Source organism: Nocardia yamanashiensis (assembly GCF_021183565.1).
Lineage (GTDB): Bacteria > Actinomycetota > Actinomycetes > Mycobacteriales > Mycobacteriaceae > Nocardia > Nocardia yamanashiensis.
On sequence record NZ_CP089226.1, the window covers coordinates 4,926,581 to 4,944,290 of the forward strand.

Consider the following 17,710-nt stretch of genomic DNA (forward strand, 5'->3'; position numbering starts at 1 on the left):
CGCCCCAGGCCGCCCCGGGTGTGTAAACCCCGGGGCGGTTCTTCATTTCCGCCCACCGGCGAGCAGGCCCGGGCGCGGCCGAGCGGCCGCGCCCGGAAAGCCTCACGGCAGGGCGATGTACTTCGTGTCGAGGTATTCCTCGATGCCCTCGAACCCACCCTCGCGGCCGAAGCCGGATTCCTTGACGCCGCCGAAGGGCGCGGCCGGGTCGGAGATAACGCCGCGATTGACGCCGACCATGCCGGTCTCCAGGCCCTCGGCGACCCGCAGGGCACGGTCCAGGCTCCGCGTGTAAACGTATGCGACCAGGCCGAATTCGGTGTTGTTGGCGGCGGCCAGGCCCTCTTCCTCGGTATCGAAGCCGACGATGGGGGCGACCGGTCCGAACACTTCCTCGCGCAGAATCCGCGCCGAGGCCGGCAGATCACTGAGCACGGTGGCCGGATAGAACCAGCCCGGACCGCCCGGAGCCTTACCGCCGAGCTTCACCTCCGCGCCCGCCGCGACCGCGTCGTCGACCAGCTCGGTGACGGTGTTCAGCTGGTCCTCGTTCACCAGCGGTCCGAGCGTGGTGGCGGGGTCGGTGCCGGGGCCGAGTTTGTATTCGCCCATGGCGGCCACCAGCTTCTCGGTGAACTCGGCGCGCACCGAGTTCTGCACGTGGAATCGGTTCGCGGCGGTACAGGCTTCGCCGCCGTTGCGCAGTTTGGCCAGCAGCGCGCCCTGCACGGCGGCATCGAGATCGGCATCGTCGAAGACCACGAAGGGGGCGTTGCCGCCGAGTTCCATGGAGGTGCGCAGCAGGCCGTGCGCGGACGCCTCGACCAGCTTCTTACCGACGCCGGTCGAGCCGGTGAAGGTGAGCTTGCGCAGGCGCGGATCGGTGAGCAGCGGGGCGGTCACCGCACTGGAGCGGCTGGTGGTGATGACCGACAGCACGCCGTCGGGCAGACCCGCCTCGCTGCACAGCTTGGCCAGCGCCAGCATGGTCAGCGGGGTTTCGCCGGCCGGCTTGACGATCATGGTGCAGCCGGCGGCCAGGGCGGGGCCGATCTTGCGGGTGCCCATGGCGAGCGGGAAGTTCCACGGGGTGATGGCCAGGCAGGGGCCGACGGGCTGCTTGTGCACCAGGATGCGGCCGGTCCCGGCGGGCGCGTGCTGATAGCGCCCGTGCACGCGCACGGCTTCCTCGCTGAACCAGCGGAAGAACTCCGCGCCGTAGCGGACTTCGTTGCGGCTCTCCGGGAGCGCCTTACCCATCTCGAGGGTCATCAGCAGCGCGAATTCCTCGGTGCGCGCCGTGATCGCCTCGAACACCCGGCGCAGGATCTCCCCGCGCTCGCGAGCGGGAGTCCCCGCCCACTCGGCCTGCACCGCCGCGGCCGCATCAAGGGCCCGCACGGCGTCCTCGGGACTGGCGTCGGCAACTTCGACCAGGGTCTCCCCGGTCGCCGGGTTGTGCACCGGGAAGGTCTTACCTCCCGTGGCATCGACCGGCCCGCCGATCCAGAGCTGCGTAGGAATGGACTCGAGTACTTCGCGTTCCGACACCATGTGACCCAGCCTATTCCTCACCACTGTGAGCGATGTCCGGTCCGCCCATCCGGGCGGACCGGACATTTCCCGAAAAGAACATGCGGGCGGACCGGCGTTCCCCCACGAAAGCCCCGCCCCCGCTCCGGTAGGAGCGGGGGCGGTCTGCGCGAATACGGGTCGCCCGAGCCGTCCTTCGGCCCTGCGGGAACCCGCGAATAACCTGTTGTTACCTGCGGGTCGCAGGAGAGGGTTGTACCCTCGGCGAACGTGAGCAGCGACATCACCGCATCGGCGGCCTGGCGGAAACTGCACGACCATCATGCGTCCATCGCGGGTCGGCATCTGCGTGAGTTCTTCGCCGAGGACACCGAGCGCGGGCGGGAGCTGATCGTTGGGGTGGGCGATCTGCACATCGACTATTCGAAGCATCGAGTGACGCGCGAAACCCTGGACCTGCTGGTCGAATTGGCGGAGACCGCCGGGGTGGCCGAGCGCCGGGACGCCATGTTCGCGGGTGCGCGCATCAATACCTCCGAGGACCGGTCGGTCGGCCATGTCTGGCTGCGGCGGCCCGCCGGGGGCGACCTGGTGGTGGACGGCGAGCAGGTCGACGCCGAGGTGCACGAAGTCCTGCGGCGCATGGGCGAATTCACCGATTCGGTGCGTTCCGGCCAGTGGCGCGGCGCGACGGGCGAGCGCATCACGACGGTGGTGAACATCGGCATCGGCGGCTCGGATCTGGGGCCCGCCATGGTGTATCAGGGTCTGCGGCATTACGCCGACGCCGGCATCTCCGCCCGCTTCGTCTCGAATGTCGATCCCGCCGACCTGGTTTCGAAGCTCGAAGGCCTGGATCCCGCCACCACCCTGTTCGTGGTGGCGTCCAAGACCTTCTCCACCCTGGAGACGCTCACCAATGCCACGGCGGCCCGGCGCTGGCTGGTGGCCGCGCTCGGCGAGGCGGCGGTGGCCAAGCATTTCGTGGCGGTGTCCACGCACGCGGATCGGGTGGCGGCCTTCGGTATCGACACCGCCAATATGTTCGGCTTCTGGGATTGGGTGGGCGGCCGCTATTCGGTCGATTCCGCCATCGGCCTGTCGGTCATGACGGTGATCGGCAAGGAGCGGTTCGCCGAGTTCCTGGCCGGAATGCACGCCGTGGACGAGCATTTCCGGACCGCGCCGCTGCACGAGAACGCGCCGGTGCTGCTGGGCCTGCTCGGCCTGTGGTACTCCGATTTCTTCGGCGCGGAATCGCGTGTGGTGCTGCCGTATTCGAACGATCTGGCGCGCTTTCCCGCCTATCTGCAGCAGCTCACGATGGAGTCCAACGGCAAGTCGGTGCGCGCCGACGGCACCCCGGTCACCTCGTCGACCGGTGAGATCTTCTGGGGCGAGCCGGGCACCAACGGCCAGCACGCCTTCTACCAGCTGCTGCATCAGGGCACCCGGCTGGTGCCGGCCGATTTCATCGGATTCGCCCGTCCCACCGACGATCTGCCCACCATCGACGGCACCGGCAGCATGCACGACATCCTGATGAGCAATCTGTTCGCCCAGACCAAGGTGCTGGCGTTCGGCAAGACCGCCGAGGAGATCGCCGCCGAGGGCACCCCGCCGGAACTGGTGCCGCACAAGGTGATGCCGGGCAATCGCCCCTCCACCGCCATTCTGGCCCCGCGGCTGACGCCGTCGGTGCTGGGACAGCTCATCGCCCTGTACGAGCACCAGGTGTTCGTGGAGGGCGCGATCTGGGGCATCGACAGCTTCGATCAGTGGGGCGTGGAACTCGGCAAGCAGCAGGCGCTGGCGCTGGAGCCGCTGCTCACTTCGGCCGAAGCGCCCGAGCCGCAGGCGGATTCGTCCACCGACGCGCTGATCCGCTGGTACCGCGAGCACCGCGACTGATCACCAGTCGTCGATGGTGTACGGCTCCGGCTCCACCGCGGCGGGCGGGGTGTCCGGAGCCGGCGTCGAATCCGCCTCGGTGACAGCCGGATCCGGGTCCGCCGGCGGATGCGTCAGCACCCGGAACCCGGCGGCCAGCGCGGCGCTCAGCAGCACCCCCGCCAGGACGAACGCGAGAGCGCCTGGACCCAGCCGGACTTCGAGCAGACCGCGATACAGGTATTCGTGCCGGTCCCGGTAGGTGGCCCAGTCGGCGGCGAGCACGTGTACGGCCGGTCCCAGCCCGACGCCCGCGAACAGCAGTGCGGCGGTGCGCAGTTCGGGCCGGGGCGTGGTCAGCCGGTACTGGCTGCCGATGGCGAGCAGCACGCCGGCCCCACCCCACACCCCCAGCCAGGGTAGGTACACGTGCAGGCTGGGTAGCAAGTCCAGTGCGGTGAAGGCATCGACCCGGGTCTGGGTCTCGCCGAAAGAGAACGGTGTCGGTTCCAGCTGAGTCCGCAGATAGCACTGGGTGAGAAAGGTACCGGCCACGGCGGCCAGGACCCCCGTCAGCAGCAGCAATGCCAGCAGCCGATCGGATCGGGCCACGCGCGGGCCGACGCCGGAGCGCGCGCCGGTTCCGCGCGGCCGGTCCACCACGGCGGCCAGCACACCCAGCACCCCCGCCAGCGCCGACACCCCGGCCAGAATCACGCTGACCCAGAAGCGAACCAGCAGTCCGGTCCGGTTCAGCTCCAGGCTCGAATCCAGCACCACCGACAGTTTCAGCCCCGCCCACAGGGCATTGCCGAAGAGCAGCCCGATCGCCACCGCCCCGACCCCGCGCACCAGGGTGGCCCGGAAGCGCCGGCGCAGTACCAGCGGCACCAGCAGCGCCCCCACCAGCAGAATCGCCACGCCGGGCGGCAGATAGATGAGCGCGTCCAGATACCAGGTCTGATACCGATCGCGCGCGTCGCCGAGCAGCATGGCGACCAGTTCGGCCAGCGCCAGGGTCGCGCAGAACACCAGCAGCGCGGCGAAGGCCCGATCGACCACGGTTCCGGAATCGCCGGCGCGCCCGGGATCTTGGTGTGTGGTGACCATGGCCTCCCCCGAGGTGGCGATGCGGAACCCCCGTACCTACGGTTACCCGATCATTGTGAATCGAATCCCGCTGCGGTGGTGGCGGTTCCGCACGGCTCGCCAGGCGGCGCGCCCGGCGCTCAGGCCAGCCGCAGCCGCGCCAGCTCCACCCGATTGCTGACGCCGAGCTTCGGAAACGCCCGATACAGGTGGTGGCCCACGGTTTTCGGACTCAGGAACAGCTGGGCGGCGATCTCCTTGTTGGTGGCCCCCTCCGCCGCCAGCCGCACCACCTGGAGTTCCTGCGGGGTGAGCAGCGCGACCACATTGTTCTCCGGTTCGGGCACGGAACCCTCACCCGCGGCGCGCAATTCCATCCGGGCGTGTTCGGCCCACGGCGTCATGCCCAGCCGGTCGAAGGTCTCCAGGGCCTTGCGCAGCTGGGTGCGGGCCTCGGCCATCCGGCGTTCGCGGCGCAGCCATTCGCCGTAGACCAGCGCGGTGCGGGCGTGGTCGTACCAGCGTTCGGCGGTGGCGTGCAGTTCCAGGGCGCGGGCGAACAGCTCGCCGTCCCCGTTCAGCAGGGCCCGCGAACCGCACACCAGACCGTCGGCCCACGGACTGTCGATGGCCTTGGCCCACTCCGTCATCTCGGCCAGGGCGGCGTCGGCGCGTCCGGGCTGCCGGGCGCGCACGGCCGCTTCGACGAGATCGGACAGCAGGTCCAGCCAGTGCCCGCGCGCCTGCGACGGCAACTGGTGCTGCGCCTCGAGCCGTTCCAGGGCCTGTCCGTGCCGTCCCTGGCCGAGGTCGAGCAGCGCCAGCGCCCATTCGCAATGGGTGGCGTCGACCGCGCTGTGATCGCCGGTGGCGCTGCGCAGATTGCGTTCGGCCAGTTCGCGGCAGCGCTGTTCGTCGCCTTGCAGCGCGGCGATGAGCGCCAGGACGGACTCGGCCCCGGCGACCCGGTTGGGATGCCCGATATCGGTCGCGATGCGCACCACTTCGGCGGCGATCACCTCGGCTTCGCGCAGTCGCCCCAGAATGAACTCGGCGGTGGCAAGCGTGCAGCCGATGGTGGGCCACCAGCCGACCATGCCGCGATCACGCACCACATCGGACAGTTCGGTCAATTGCTCACGCGCGCTGACCATATCGCCGATCAGTGCGGCCTGGAGCGCGAAAGCCATGCGCAGCGAGATCATTTCGAGCGGCACCGCCGGCGCGAACGCGACATTGGCCCGGATCAGGGCGACGCCCTCGGCCAGATCGCCCTCCAGAATGGCCATCCCGCCGCGCAGCGCCGACAGCGGTATCGCCACCTGATCCGCGGGCAGCGCCGCCAGCCGATCGTGCGCCACCACGCAGCTCGCGGCGTCGCCGGCGGTCCAGGCGATGCGCCCGGCCTCCACCAGCAGCCAGGAGGCCCGCGCCGGTTCGGCCTCGGTGACGTACCCGGCGGCGTCCAGCATGAGCTGATGCGCCCGGCGCAGCGAACCGAATTCGAATTCGATAGTCCCCGCGTGCCCACCACCCGGGCCCGTTCGCTGGGTCCGAGCGGCAGCCGTTCGGCTTCGTCGGCCAGGCGTTGCGCGCGCTCGGTGTGCCCGCCGTACGCGGCGGCCTCGACGGCGAGCACCATGCGCCCGGCGCGGGCGGCCGGATCGGGGGTGAGCCGGGCGGCGCGTTCCAGGGCGACGGCGGCCGAGGCGTGCCCGGTGCGTTCCCGGGCCAGTTCCGCGGCGGCTTCCAGTGCGGCCGCGGCGGATTCGTCGGGTCCGGTGCTGGCGGCGGCGAGATGCCAGGCGCGCCGGGCCGGGTCGTCGGCGAGCACGGTGGCCAGGGCGGCGTGCACGGCGAGCCGCTGGGTGAAGGACGCGGCGTGATAGGCGGCCGAGCGCCGCAGCGGATGCCGGAAGGTCACGGCCTGCCCGGTGATCACCACCATGCCGGCCTGTTCGGCGCGGGCCAGCGCGTCGGCGCCGTGCCCGAGCAGTTGCAGGGCGTGCAGCACCAGGCCCAGGTCACCGCTCTCCTCGGCGGCGACCACCAGCATGGCGATGCGCGCGCCTTCGTTCTCCCGCCCGATCTGCTGTTCGTAACCCGATTGCAGCCGCACCGGCAGCGGCAGCGGTTCGGCGGGTGAGGCGTCCCGGTTCATGTGCGGGAATTCCAGTAGCGCCAACGGGTTTCCGGCGGCTTCGGCGAGCACCCGGTCGCGCTGGTCGGGGGTGAGGCCGGGCCAGCGGTCGTGCAGCAGTTCGGCGGCGGCGGTGGCGTCGAGCGCGCCGAGGCGCAGTTCGGGCAGTCCGCCGCAATCGAATTCGCGGCGCGCGGCGAAGAGCATGGCGATGCCTTCCGCGCCGAGCCGGCGGGCGGCGAAGCGCAGCGCGTCCGCGGACGGGCGGTCCAGCCATTGGGCGTCGTCGATCAGGCAGAGCACCGGGCCGTCGGCGGAGAGTTCGGCGAGCAGGGTGAGGGTGGCGACGCCGATCAGGAAGCGGTCGGCGCCGTCCGAAGGGCAGAGCCCGAGCGCGCCGCCGAGCGCGCGATGCTGCGGATCGGGCAGCTGGCCGATGCGTTCGAGGGCGGGGCCGAGCAGCATCTGCAGGCCCGCGAAGGGCAGTTCGGATTCGCTCTCGACGCCGGAACAGCGCAGCACCCGCCAATTCGGGCCGGCCAGCTCCCGGGCGTACTGCAGCAGTGCGGATTTGCCTTCGCCGGCTTCGGCGACCAGTGCCGATACGGCGCTGCGGCCCGCGGCGGCGGCATCCAGCAGGGTGCCGAGCTGCTGCATTTCGCGAAACCGACCGTACAGCACCTCGACAACCTAAGCCCCTGGCCGGATCGGGGGCAAACGAAGGGAAGCGCGGGGTCCCGGAGGGATGTGCCTCCGAGACCCCGCCCGAGCGCTGCGGGGGTGCCCGCCGGTCCGGCGTCGCGGCGGTTGGGAACCGCGATGGGCCGAACCGGCCGACCAGCACTCAGTTCAGGGAAGCCGCCGCGGCTCCCGCAGCGGGCGGCCACGGTAGGCATATCCATTCGATGCGGCGTGAATCATCGGCGGCTTCTGTTCATGAGGGGAAGCGCCCCGGCGGCGCTCGTACCCATATGACGATGCTGCGGGTTGAAACGTGGCGGGTGGTATCGGGCGAATGACCTAAAGTGAGGGACCAGGCAACAGACGGAGTGCTACCGGGAGACGGCCGAAACAGTTTGAGCACCATGCTTTACGGCCGGGCGGCGGAGCTGGGGCGGATCGGTGCGCTGATCGCGGCGGCCGCGGACGGCCGGGGTGGGGCGCTGGCGGTGCTGGGCGATCCGGGCGAAGGGAAATCCGCGCTGTTGGGGCGCGCCGCGGAGCTGGTGGACGGCTCTTGGCGGGTGCTGCGCTGCGCCGGGATCGAGAGCGAATCCGAATTGCCGTTCGCCGGGCTGCAATTGCTGCTGTACCCCATGCTGGGTCGGGTAGAGCAGCTGCCGGCGGTGCATCGCGACACGTTGCGCGGGGCGCTGGGGTTGAGCGCCGTGACGCCCATCGACCGATTCATGGTGGGGCGGGCGACGGTGGCATTGCTGGCGGAGCTGGCGGCGGACGGTCCGCTGCTGTGCCTGATCGACGACGCCCAATGGCTGGATCGGCCTTCGGCGGACGCGCTGCTGTTCGCGGCGCACCGGCTGGGCGGCGATCGGGCCCTGCTGATCTTCGCGGCCCGGCCGCCGTACGCCCCGCGGGTGACGCAGCGGATGCGCCTGTCGCCGTTGGATGCCGAGCAGTCGCGGGCGCTGCTGCGGGATCGTTTTCCCGCGCTGCTGCCGGAGCGGCGCGACCGGGTGCTGGCCGAGGCGGCCGGAAATCCGCTGGCGGTGCTGGAATTGCCGCGCATGGACCTCGACGCCCATCCGATCGGCCCACTGCCGCTGCCGGATCGGCTCCGGCTCGGCTATCAGGATCAGATTGCCGCGCAATCGGAAACGGCCCGGCTGGCGCTGCTGGTGGCGGCGGCCGAGGAGACCGGGGACGCGCGGGTGGTGCGGGGCGCGCTGCGGCGGCTCGGGCTCGGCGACGAGGCGCTCACGGCGGCCGAGCACACCTGCATGCTCTCGGTTTCCGGGGACACCGTGTCCTTCCGGCATCCGCTGAAACGGGCGGCGGCCTACCAGCTGGCCCCGTTCACCCAGCGCCTGGCCGTCCACGCCGCACTGGCCGAAGCGCTGGCCGGCGACCCGGACCGGCAGGCCTGGCATCTCGCCTTCGCCACTGCCGCACCGGACGAAACCGTCGCCGCCACGCTGGAATCCGCCGCGGACCGGGCCTACGATCGCGCCGCCTATGCCGCCGCGGCCTCCGCTTTCGAGCGGGCCGCGAATCTCAGCCCGGATCGAGTCCGGCGCGGCGCCCGGCGGATTCGCGCGGTCGAGGCGCTCGCCGACGCGGGCCGCCCGGAACAGGCGCTGGCGCAGGCCGATCGCATCGATTCGACCGCCCTGGATGTCGTCGACCGCGCCAATATGCGAAACCTGCGCGCCCGCATGGCTTTCGAATACGGGTCCATCGCCGCCGCCTACGAACTGTCGCTGGGCGCGGCCGACGAGCTCGCCGCCACCCATCCCGAACAGGCGGCGGTGGCGTTGATGGATGCCGCTCGCGCGGCCTGGACCACCGGCGATCTGCCCGCCGCGCAGGTGGCGGTGCGACGCATGCGCGAGCTCCGGCTGGATGCGGCGTGGGAACCGCTACTGGCTGCCGTCGAAGGCCCGAATCTGTTGTTCACCGGGCAATTCGCGGCGGGCGCGGCGGCCATCCGGGCGGCGGTGGCGGCCTGCCGGGAGCTGCCCGATCCGGCGCTGCGTTTCCTGCTGGCCCTGCTGGCCGCGCTCACCGGCGATACCGGCGACGCCCATGATCTGCTGCTCGGGGTCGCCGGGGCCTACACCGCGCGCGGCATGATCTGCCGCACCCCCGCCGTGCACGCCTCGCTGGCCACCACGCAATTGCTCCTCGGCCATTTCGCCGCGGCGGAGGCGTCCTGCCTGCTCGCCGCGCAGACCGCGGAAGCGTCCTGCCTGGACGTCGGCCGGTTCAACGACGGCGGCGAACTCCCGAACCGGGTGCTGCACGCCGAATCGATCCTGGCCGTGCTCAATGCCATTCGCGGCGACGCGGACCGCTGCCGGGAATTGACCGAACGCCAGGCGCGGCGGGCCGAACGCGGCCGCAACACCATCGACGCCGCGCACTGCGAATGGGCGCTGCTGCTCCTGGATCTCGCCCAGGGCAATTTCGAGGCCGCCGTGCATCGCGGCGAAGCGCTCGGCACCGGTCCCCTGCGCCCCCTCGGCCAATGGCCGCACCTGCTCGCCGACCGTGTGGAAGCCGCTGTGCGCCACCGCACCCCGGACCGCGCCGCCGCACCGTATGCCGCCCTCGCCGCGTTCGCCGACGCCACCGGCACCACCTGGATCCGCGCCCTGCGCCTGCGCTGCCAGGCCCTGCTCGACGGCGACCCCGCCCGCTTCGAACAGGCCCTCGCCCTGCACGCCACCGACGAACGCCGGTTCGATCACGCCCGCACCGAACTGCTCTACGGCGAATGGCTCCGCCGCAATCGCCGCCTCCTCACCGCCCGCGCCCATCTGAGCTCCGCCTCGGCCACCTTCGAACGCCTGCGCGCCCGCCCCTGGGCCGACCGCGCGTACGCCGAACTGTGCGCGGCAAGTGCCCCATCCACCACACACCCTCTCCGCGGTGCGGCGGGTTCCCTGTTTGCCGTGCACGGCTCTCGCGGCGTCGCCGGCTTCCCGCCCCGCGCGAATACCGCTGGCGCGGGGTCGAACTCCGCCGGGATATCACCGTCCGGGTGGCTGATTTCCCCGCCTGCGGCGCGTCCGCATACACCCGGAAAGCCGGCGAAGCACACGGAAGCGACCATTGCCACACGCGGAACAAGCGGTGTGCTGGACGTGTTGACGCCGCAGGAGATGCAGGTGGTGCGGCTGGCGGCGCGGGGCGCTACCAATAACGAGATCGGGACGCGGTTGTCGATCAGTCCTAAGACGGTGGGGCATCACCTGTATCGGGCATTCCCGAAATTGGGGGTGCGGAGCCGGGTGGAGCTCGCGCGGCTGGTGCCGATCGAGGAGGAGTAGTCCGTGGTGCGGCTTTACGGGCGGGATCGGGAAGAGGAACGGATCGCACGACTGTTGGCCGCGGGGATGGCGGGGCGCAGCGGTGCGGTCGCGGTGATCGGCGAGCCCGGGGCGGGCAAGTCGGTGCTGCTGGAGCTGGCCGCGGAGGTGGCGGATCCGGCGTGGCGGGTGCTGCGGTGCGTGGGGATGGAATCGGCGGCGCCGCTGCCGTATTCGGGATTGCGACGCTTGCTGGAACCGGCGCTGGAGCTGCTGCCGGGACTGCCGCAGCCGCAGGTCAGCGCGCTGTCCGCGGCTTTCGGGCTGGATGCGGCGGAAGATCCGGAACGATTTCTGGTAGGGCTGGCGACGCTGTCGCTGCTGGCCGAATTGTCGGCGCGGGGGCCGGTGCTGTGCCTGATCGACGATGCGCAATGGGTCGACCGCGCCTCACTGGACGCGCTGTTGTTCACGGCGCGCCGGCTGGGAGCCGAGGGCGTGGTGATGGTTTTCGCGGGGCGGCCCGACTTCACGGCGCCGGGTTTGGAGGTGCTGGTGCCGCGCCGGCTCGACGCCGAGCAGACGCGGTCCCTGCTGGCCGAGCGGATTCCCAACCTGCCCTTCGAGATCCGGGAGCGGGTGCTGGCCGAATCCGGCGGTAATCCGCTGGCCGTGCTGGAGCTGCCGGGGATGAATCTGGACGCGCCGCCGGTGGGTCCGCCGGAGCTGTCCGAACGGCTGCAATCGGGGTTCCAGGAGCACATCGCACACCTGCCGGAACCGACCCGGCTGGCCTTGCTGGTCGCGGCGACCGACGAATCCGGGTCGCTGGGTTTGGTGCTGCGCGTGCTGGCGACCCTGGGTTCCGGCGCGGAGCCGCTCGCCGACGCCGAACGCACCGGCATGATCACGGTGACCGGCCAGTCGGTGCTGTTCCGGCATCCGCTGGTGCGCACCGCGGCCTATCGCATGGCGGCCGAGCCCGACCGGATGGCGGTGCACGCCGCACTGGCGGCGGCCTTGGACGGCGATCCGGACCGGCAGGCCTGGCATCTCGCCTTCGCGACCTCGACCCAGGACGAGAAGGTCGCCGCCGCACTGGAATCCGCCGCCCGCCGGGCTCGCGATCGCACCGGTTACGCGGCGGCCGCGAGCGCCTGGGAACGCGCCGCGCAATTGACCCCCGATCCGGCCGAACGCGGCCGCAGACTGGTCTGCGCCATCGAAACAGCGTGGGACGCGGGCCGTTTCCAACGCGTGCGCCGCCTGGCCGCGGCGGCGGAACCGTACACCCGGGAACCGGAGCGCTGGTCGCGGATCGCGAAAATGCTGGGCAATATCGAATTCGACGTCGATGCCCTGCGCAATGCCTATCACCTGTTCACCGACGGCGCGGCCCGGATCGCGGAGCGGGAACCGGCATTCGCGGCCGTGCTGCTGCTCGACGCCAGCCGCGCCGCCTGGACCCTGGGCGATCCGGACGGCCTGCGCACCACCCTGGACATGCTGCGCGCGCTGCCGCCCGGCGCCGATCGCGATGTCATGATCGCCGCCGTGGACGGCACCCTGGGCCTCGACGAGCCCGACCCGTCCCGTGGGATCGCCCTGCTGCGCGGCAATTTCACCGCGCCGGCCCTGCGCGCCGAGTGCAATCCGAGCCTGCGTTTCTCCCTCGGCCTGCAAGCGCTGCTGGTGGGCGCGGTGGACGACGGCCGCGCCATTCTCACCGAGATCGCCGACGACTACCGCACGCACGGCCGCCTGGCCTGGCTGTCGGCTGTCGTATTGTCGCTGGCCGTAGTCGAATTCCTGGCCGGCTGCCTGCGCGAGGCGGAGGCGCTCGCCACCGAGGGGCGACGCCTGGCCCTCGATATCGATCAGCCCGGGCGGGTCGCCATGGCGGATTCCATTCTGGCGCTGGTGGCGGCCGTGCGCGGCGCGGAACAGCCCTGCCACGACCTGATCGCGAACGTGCGCGGCGCCGAGTCGCCCGAGGGCAATGCCTTGCACGACTCGCGCTGCGAATGGGCGCTCGCACTCCTCGACATGGGTTACGCCCGTTACGGTTCCGCGCTGGACCGGCTGGAGGAACTGGATCGCGGGCCGATGCGCGGCCACGCCCAATGGCTGGTGGCCCACGCCGACCGCGTGGAGGCGGCCATCCGCAGCAACCAGCCGGAGCGCGCCAAAACCGCCTTCGAACGGTTGGAGAAGTGGGCGACGGCGCTGGACGAACCGTGGGCGGAGGCGCTGCTGCTGCGCGCCCGCGGCGTAATCTCCGGTGACGCCGCGGATTTCGGCCGCGCCCTCGAACTGCACGCCCGCCAGCACCGCTGGTTCGACCGGGCCCGCACCGGCCTGCTCTACGGCGAACTGCTCCGCAAGCAACGCCGATATGCCGAGGCCCGCACCGAGTTACGGGAAGCCTTCGAAGCTTTCGAACGACTCGGCGCGCGCCCGTGGGCCGAGCAGGCCCGCACCGAGCTCCGCGCGGTCGGCGAATCCGCGGTGCCGGAGGCGGGCGTGCGGACGGATGCGCTGAGCCCGCAGGAACTTCAGGTGGCGAGGATCGCGGCGGCGGGCGCGACCAACAAGGAGATCGGCGCTCGCCTGTTCATCAGTCCCAAAACGGTCGGGCATCACCTTTCGCGTGTCTTCCGCAAACTGGGTGTGTCGAACCGGGTCGAGCTGGCCCGGCTCGACTTGGATTGAGCAAGAGTCGGTTTCGTCAGTCGCGATACGGTTTGCGGGTTGCCCGGCCACCTTTGGACATGCCGGTGGGGCGCAGCAGTCCGAACAGGCCCTTCATCTTCACGAAGGTCACCGGCGGGGTGGAGCTGACCCATTCCTTGTAGCGGACGGCCCACTTGCCGGTCAGGACGAACCGGCCCGGGGAGTCGTCGTGGTGGGTGAATTGGATGACCGCGTCGTGACGGCCGAGGCTGACGGGCTGATGGAAGTAGCCGAACCGGAACGGTTTCGGGACGCCGCCGTGCAGTTCCCGGGCGATGGAATCGGCGGCGTGCGCACCGGCGGGAATGCCGCTCTGGCAGGTGCCGTGCACCGCGCCCCAGGGCTGGCGAATCGCGGCCGCGTCGCCGACGGCGTAGATGTCCGGGTGGGTGATCGACCGCAGGGTGGGATCGACGGTGACGACACCCGCCGCGTCCGTGCCGATTCCGGCTTCGGCGGCCAGAGCCGCGACTCGCACGCCGGTGGTCCAGAGCGTGAGATCCGAAGGCAGTAAACCGGTTCCGCCGATCTCGACGGCATCCGGCAGCACTTTGGTGACGCGACCGCTGCGCACCGTCACCCGGAGCCGGCCGAAGGCCCGATGCATGTGCGCCCGCGCCCGCGGACCCATCATGGCGCCCGGCTCCCCCGAACTGACCAGTGAAACCCGCAGCGCCGGATAGGCTTCCGCGAATTCGGTGGCGGCCTCGATGCCGGTGAGCCCGCCGCCGCACACGGTGACCTGGCTGCCGTCGGGTAGTTCCGCCAGCTTCCGCGCCACCCGCGCCGCCTCCTGCGGGGAGTTCAGCGTGTACGCGTGCTGATCCGCGCCCGGGACGATCGCGGTGTCGGTGACGCTGCCGATCGCGTACACCAGGGTGTCGTATTCGATGCCGCGCACCTGTCCGAGGGTTTCGACCGTCACCCGCCGGGTCTCGGTGTCGATATTCGTGGCCGTCCCGCACACGAATTCGATGCCGGTGCCGTCCAGCAGCTCCTCGATGGGCAGGTCGGCGCTCGCGTGCCCCGCGGCCTGTGCGTGCAGGCGCAGCCGTTCGGTGAAGCGCGGCGAGGGCCCGACGACCGTGATGGCCACCTTGTCGTAGGCGCGCAAGCGGCGGGCCAGCCGGGTCGCGCAGGCCAATCCGGAGTATCCGGCGCCCAGCACGACCACGTGAAGCTCGAGGCTCATGATCCCTCCGTCGGTGAATCGGCAGCACATGTCGTACTACGGTTCAAGACGGTATTTCGAGCGGCTTTCCAGCGGTATCGGGCAGATGACCTAATGCGTGATCGCGAGCGCCAGCGTCCCGGCCGCCAGTATCAGGAACCCGATCGGGAATCCGATGTTCCAGAACACCCGCTCCTTCACGTGCGTGGCGACGGCCAGCACATAGAACACGGTGAGCCCGGCCGCCGCCGCGATCCCCACCTCCCGCATCCCGAGCAGCCCCGCCGCCAGTCCGAGCGCGCCCGCGGCCTTGGCCGTGGCGAGCACCGGCAGCAGGGATCCCGGCACCCGGACCTCGGTCATGTTCTCGACGACGAACTTCGCGCGCGCGAAGTTCGCCACCGACTCGAAGGCATTGGCGCCGATGGTGATCACCGCGACCACGATGTAGAGAATGGACATGCCCTCAGCCTCGCGAGGGCCGATCCATCGCGCCAATACCTGTGCTCATAACCGGCGGTTATGGAGATTCAGCGCGGCAGCAGGTTCGCGAGCGCCTCGTCCAGCGTCGGATACCGGAACCGGAATCCCGCCTTCCGCAAGACTTCCGAGGTCGCGTACCGCCCCGTGAGCCCGAGCGCCGGATCCGTGCGCAAGAACACCGCGCCGATGGTGAGCGCCGGGGCCGGTGTCGGCGGCGACCACGGCCGCCGCAACCGCCGCCGCAGCGTGGCCATCAATTCCCGGTTCCGCACCGGGAAATCGGTGGCCGCCACCACCACCCCGTCCGGCAGACTCACCCGCGGATCCAATCCCAGCGCGGCCCGCACGATGGCCAGCCAATCGTCGAGGTGAATCCAGCAGAACCACTGCCGCCCGTTCCCGACGCTGCCGCCCAGTCCCGCCTTGGTCAGCGCCGCAAGCCTTTTCAACGCGGGCGCGTCCGGGTCCAGCACGATCGAGGTCCGCAGGATCGTGTGATGCGAGGTGTCGGCGCCTTCGAAAGCCTTCTCCCAGGGCGAGGCCACCCCTGTCATCTGCGGCAACCCCGGGACCGGCAGTGGCGTGGTCTCGGTGCACCGCGTCTCCCCCGCGTCGGACCAGATAGCGGTGGTGCTGGCCTGAATCCAATAGTCCAGGGGCCGATCCAAAGTGTGCGAGGCCTCGACCAGCGCCCGCGTCGAGTCCACCCGGCTGTTCCGCAGTTCGGCGATATTCCGCTCGGTGGGCCGGCAGTCCACCAGCTTGCCCGCCAGATTGATCAGCGCCGTCGGCCCCGGGTTCCGCAGCGCCCCAACCCATTCCCCGACGGTCTGCCCGTCCCACACGAACTGCTCGTACGGCAGCGCGTCGTCCTTGCGCCGGGTGAGAATCCGCACCCGATGGCCCCGGCACGCCAGATCGGCCGCCAGAATCCGTCCCAAAGCCCCACTGCCTCCGGCGATGACCACTGTCAGCGCATCCGTCCCCGGTTCCAGCCCGGCCAATTGCGCCAAGCGCGTGAACGCGGTGTGCACATCGGTCTGGAAGTTGACTCCCGCCACCTTCCGGAATACCGCCGCCGAAGGTCCCGCGAAGGTGAGCTCCTGCACCAGCTCGGTTCCGCCGTCCCGAGGCGTCAGCACCCACCGCAATCGCATGGTCCCCGCCGGCTCCGGCTGCTCGACCCCGAGCTCCCGTCCGGGCACGAAGTTCGTGATCACGAACGGCTTCGCGAACCTCCTGTGCACTGCCCCCGCGACCCGCCCGCCCGGCACATAATCCCCCCGCGCGTCGACCGCGGGCTCACTGCGCAGATCGACCGCGGCCACACCCGGATTCCATTCCGGCCAGCGCCGCGGATCCCCCAGCACCGCCCACAAGCGCTCCGGCGGCAATGCGATGAACTGGGTGTACGTCGTTGTACGAGGCATACCCCGACGCTAATCCGCTCCGCCGCACACCAGGAAGCGTGGGCTTGGTCTCAGCGCGGTGCTAGGTCCAGACCTCGCCGATCGGGGTGATCCCGGTCGGCGCCGGTGCCGGGAGGGGCGGGACGGTGCGGGAGAAGCGCGGGGCCGGGGCGGGCTGGCGGATGCCGTCGAGTTCGATCAGCGAGCCGCGGGCGAGCAGGTGATCGTCCTGGGCCGCGTCGGCGAAGCTGCGGATGGGGGTGACGCAGGCGTCCTGGCCGTCGAAGATTTCCGCCCATTCGGCTTGGGTTCTGGACCGGAACTTCTCGGTGAAGGTCTTGCGCAGGACTTCCTGGCCGGCCGGATCCATTTGGTGCGGAAGGGATTCCGGGTCCAGTTCGAGCAGGCGCAGCAGTTCGGCGTAGAACTGGGGCTCGAAAGCGCCTACGGCCAAGTACTTTCCGTCGGACGTCTGATACGTGTCGTACCAGGCCATGCCGGTATCGAGGAGGTTGGTGCCGCGGTCGTCGGACCAGTAACCGCCTTGATTGAGGGACCAGATGGAGTGGGCGATGGTGAGGACGCCGTCGACCATGGCGGCATCGACCACCTGGCCCTGGCCGGAACGCTCCCGCTCGTACAACGCGGTGACGATGCCGAGCACGAGGAAGACCGAGCCGCCGCCGTAGTCGCCGAGCAGATTGATCGGCGGCACCGGGCGCTCACCCTTGCGGCCGATGCCGTGCAGCGCGCCGGTGAGGCCGATGTAGTTGATGTCGTGCCCGGCCTGCTGCGCACGCGGGCCGTCCTGGCCCCACCCGGTCATGCGGCCGTACACCAGGCGAGGGTTACGAGCCTGCGCCACTTCCGGTCCCAAGCCGAGCCGTTCGGCCACGCCCGGCCGGAAGCCCTCGATCAGCACATCGGCCTTCTCGATCAGGGTCAGCACCGTCTCGATATCGGCGGGATTCTTGAAATCGGCCTCCACCACCCGGCGGCCACGCATCTGCGCCCGCATCGGCCCGTGCCCGGACCGGTCGCCCGGCCGCTGCACCCGCACCACGTCCGCGCCCAGATCACCGAGCATCATGCCCGCGTGCGGCCCCGGCCCGATGCTCGCCAATTCGATGACCCGGACCCCGTCCAGCGGTCCCTTCGTCGCGCTCATGCGGCAACCCCCTGAGAATTCTGCGGATATCCCAGAAGTAGAACACGTTGCAGAAATTGCCGCCACCGGCAGATCGCCCGGTTTCCAGGCGCGGATCTAGGCTCA

At 70.6% G+C, this 17,710-nt stretch carries 11 protein-coding genes; 3 read left to right on the forward strand and 8 right to left on the reverse strand.

Annotated features, from left to right (window positions below):
- Window positions 1-102: 102 nt before the first annotated feature.
- Window positions 103-1,554, reverse strand: coding sequence for an NAD-dependent succinate-semialdehyde dehydrogenase (locus tag LTV02_RS23365; protein WP_233033816.1), 1,452 nt, complete (start codon window positions 1,552-1,554; stop codon window positions 103-105).
- A 249-nt stretch (window positions 1,555-1,803) separates the two neighbouring features.
- On the opposite strand from LTV02_RS23365, the gene pgi reads away from it, so the two are divergent.
- On the forward strand, window positions 1,804-3,444 hold the full coding sequence (pgi, locus tag LTV02_RS23370) for a glucose-6-phosphate isomerase (protein WP_233033818.1): 1,641 nt from the start codon (window positions 1,804-1,806) through the stop codon (window positions 3,442-3,444).
- Here pgi and LTV02_RS23375 read toward each other — a convergent pair whose 3' ends face one another.
- The 3 genes from LTV02_RS23375 to LTV02_RS23385 all read right to left on the reverse strand — a co-directional run bounded on the left by LTV02_RS23375 (window position 3,445) and on the right by LTV02_RS23385 (window position 7,333).
- Entirely contained in the window at window positions 3,445-4,533 is a 1,089-nt protein-coding gene (locus LTV02_RS23375) for a hypothetical protein (RefSeq protein ID WP_233033820.1), read from the reverse strand.
- Between the two features lie 119 nt (window positions 4,534-4,652).
- Window positions 4,653-5,873: a helix-turn-helix transcriptional regulator gene (locus LTV02_RS23380; RefSeq protein ID WP_233033822.1), complete on the reverse strand. Its 1,221-nt coding sequence runs from the start codon at window positions 5,871-5,873 to the stop codon at window positions 4,653-4,655.
- Window positions 5,759-7,333: an AAA family ATPase gene (locus LTV02_RS23385; RefSeq protein ID WP_233033824.1), complete on the reverse strand. Its 1,575-nt coding sequence runs from the start codon at window positions 7,331-7,333 to the stop codon at window positions 5,759-5,761. The genes LTV02_RS23380 and LTV02_RS23385 overlap by 115 nt, the downstream gene beginning before the upstream one ends.
- 404 nt (window positions 7,334-7,737) lie before the next feature.
- On the opposite strand from LTV02_RS23385, the gene LTV02_RS23390 reads away from it, so the two are divergent.
- Both LTV02_RS23390 and LTV02_RS23395 read left to right on the forward strand, forming a co-directional pair.
- Complete coding sequence (locus LTV02_RS23390) at window positions 7,738-10,662, forward strand: helix-turn-helix transcriptional regulator (RefSeq protein ID WP_233033827.1); 2,925 nt, start codon at window positions 7,738-7,740, stop codon at window positions 10,660-10,662.
- 3 nt (window positions 10,663-10,665) lie between these two features.
- A complete protein-coding gene (locus tag LTV02_RS23395) occupies window positions 10,666-13,353 on the forward strand; it encodes a helix-turn-helix transcriptional regulator (protein ID WP_233033829.1) in 2,688 nt (895 codons plus the stop codon).
- A 16-nt stretch (window positions 13,354-13,369) separates the two neighbouring features.
- Here LTV02_RS23395 and LTV02_RS23400 read toward each other — a convergent pair whose 3' ends face one another.
- The 4 genes from LTV02_RS23400 to LTV02_RS23415 form a co-directional block, all read right to left on the reverse strand.
- The gene (locus LTV02_RS23400) at window positions 13,370-14,566 is read right to left on the reverse strand and encodes an NAD(P)/FAD-dependent oxidoreductase (protein WP_233033831.1); all 1,197 of its coding nucleotides are present in this window, start codon (window positions 14,564-14,566) and stop codon (window positions 13,370-13,372) included.
- A 90-nt stretch (window positions 14,567-14,656) separates the two neighbouring features.
- Window positions 14,657-15,007 carry a DoxX family protein gene (locus LTV02_RS23405; RefSeq protein WP_233033832.1) on the reverse strand — a complete coding sequence of 117 codons (351 nt, stop codon included), beginning with the start codon at window positions 15,005-15,007 and terminating at the stop codon, window positions 14,657-14,659.
- A 68-nt stretch (window positions 15,008-15,075) separates the two neighbouring features.
- A complete protein-coding gene (locus tag LTV02_RS23410; RefSeq protein WP_233033833.1) occupies window positions 15,076-16,458 on the reverse strand; it encodes a DUF1731 domain-containing protein in 1,383 nt (460 codons plus the stop codon).
- A 61-nt stretch (window positions 16,459-16,519) separates the two neighbouring features.
- Window positions 16,520-17,605 carry a CaiB/BaiF CoA transferase family protein gene (locus LTV02_RS23415; protein WP_233033834.1) on the reverse strand — a complete coding sequence of 362 codons (1,086 nt, stop codon included), beginning with the start codon at window positions 17,603-17,605 and terminating at the stop codon, window positions 16,520-16,522.
- Between the last annotated feature and the right edge of the window lie 105 nt (window positions 17,606-17,710).

Excerpts from the sequence above, each read along its gene's own strand:
- LTV02_RS23415 (WP_233033834.1), bottom strand. The coding sequence starts at position 17,605 with ATGAGCGCGACGAAGGGACCGCTGGACGGGGTCCGGGTCATCGAATTG.
- LTV02_RS23410 (WP_233033833.1), bottom strand. The coding sequence starts at position 16,458 with ATGCCTCGTACAACGACGTACACCCAGTTCATCGCATTGCCGCCGGAG.
- LTV02_RS23375 (WP_233033820.1), bottom strand. The coding sequence starts at position 4,533 with ATGGTCACCACACACCAAGATCCCGGGCGCGCCGGCGATTCCGGAACC.
- LTV02_RS23390 (WP_233033827.1), top strand. The coding sequence starts at position 7,738 with ATGCTTTACGGCCGGGCGGCGGAGCTGGGGCGGATCGGTGCGCTGATC.
- LTV02_RS23405 (WP_233033832.1), bottom strand. The coding sequence starts at position 15,007 with ATGTCCATTCTCTACATCGTGGTCGCGGTGATCACCATCGGCGCCAAT.
- LTV02_RS23400 (WP_233033831.1), bottom strand. The coding sequence starts at position 14,566 with ATGAGCCTCGAGCTTCACGTGGTCGTGCTGGGCGCCGGATACTCCGGA.
- LTV02_RS23365 (WP_233033816.1), bottom strand. The coding sequence starts at position 1,554 with ATGGTGTCGGAACGCGAAGTACTCGAGTCCATTCCTACGCAGCTCTGG.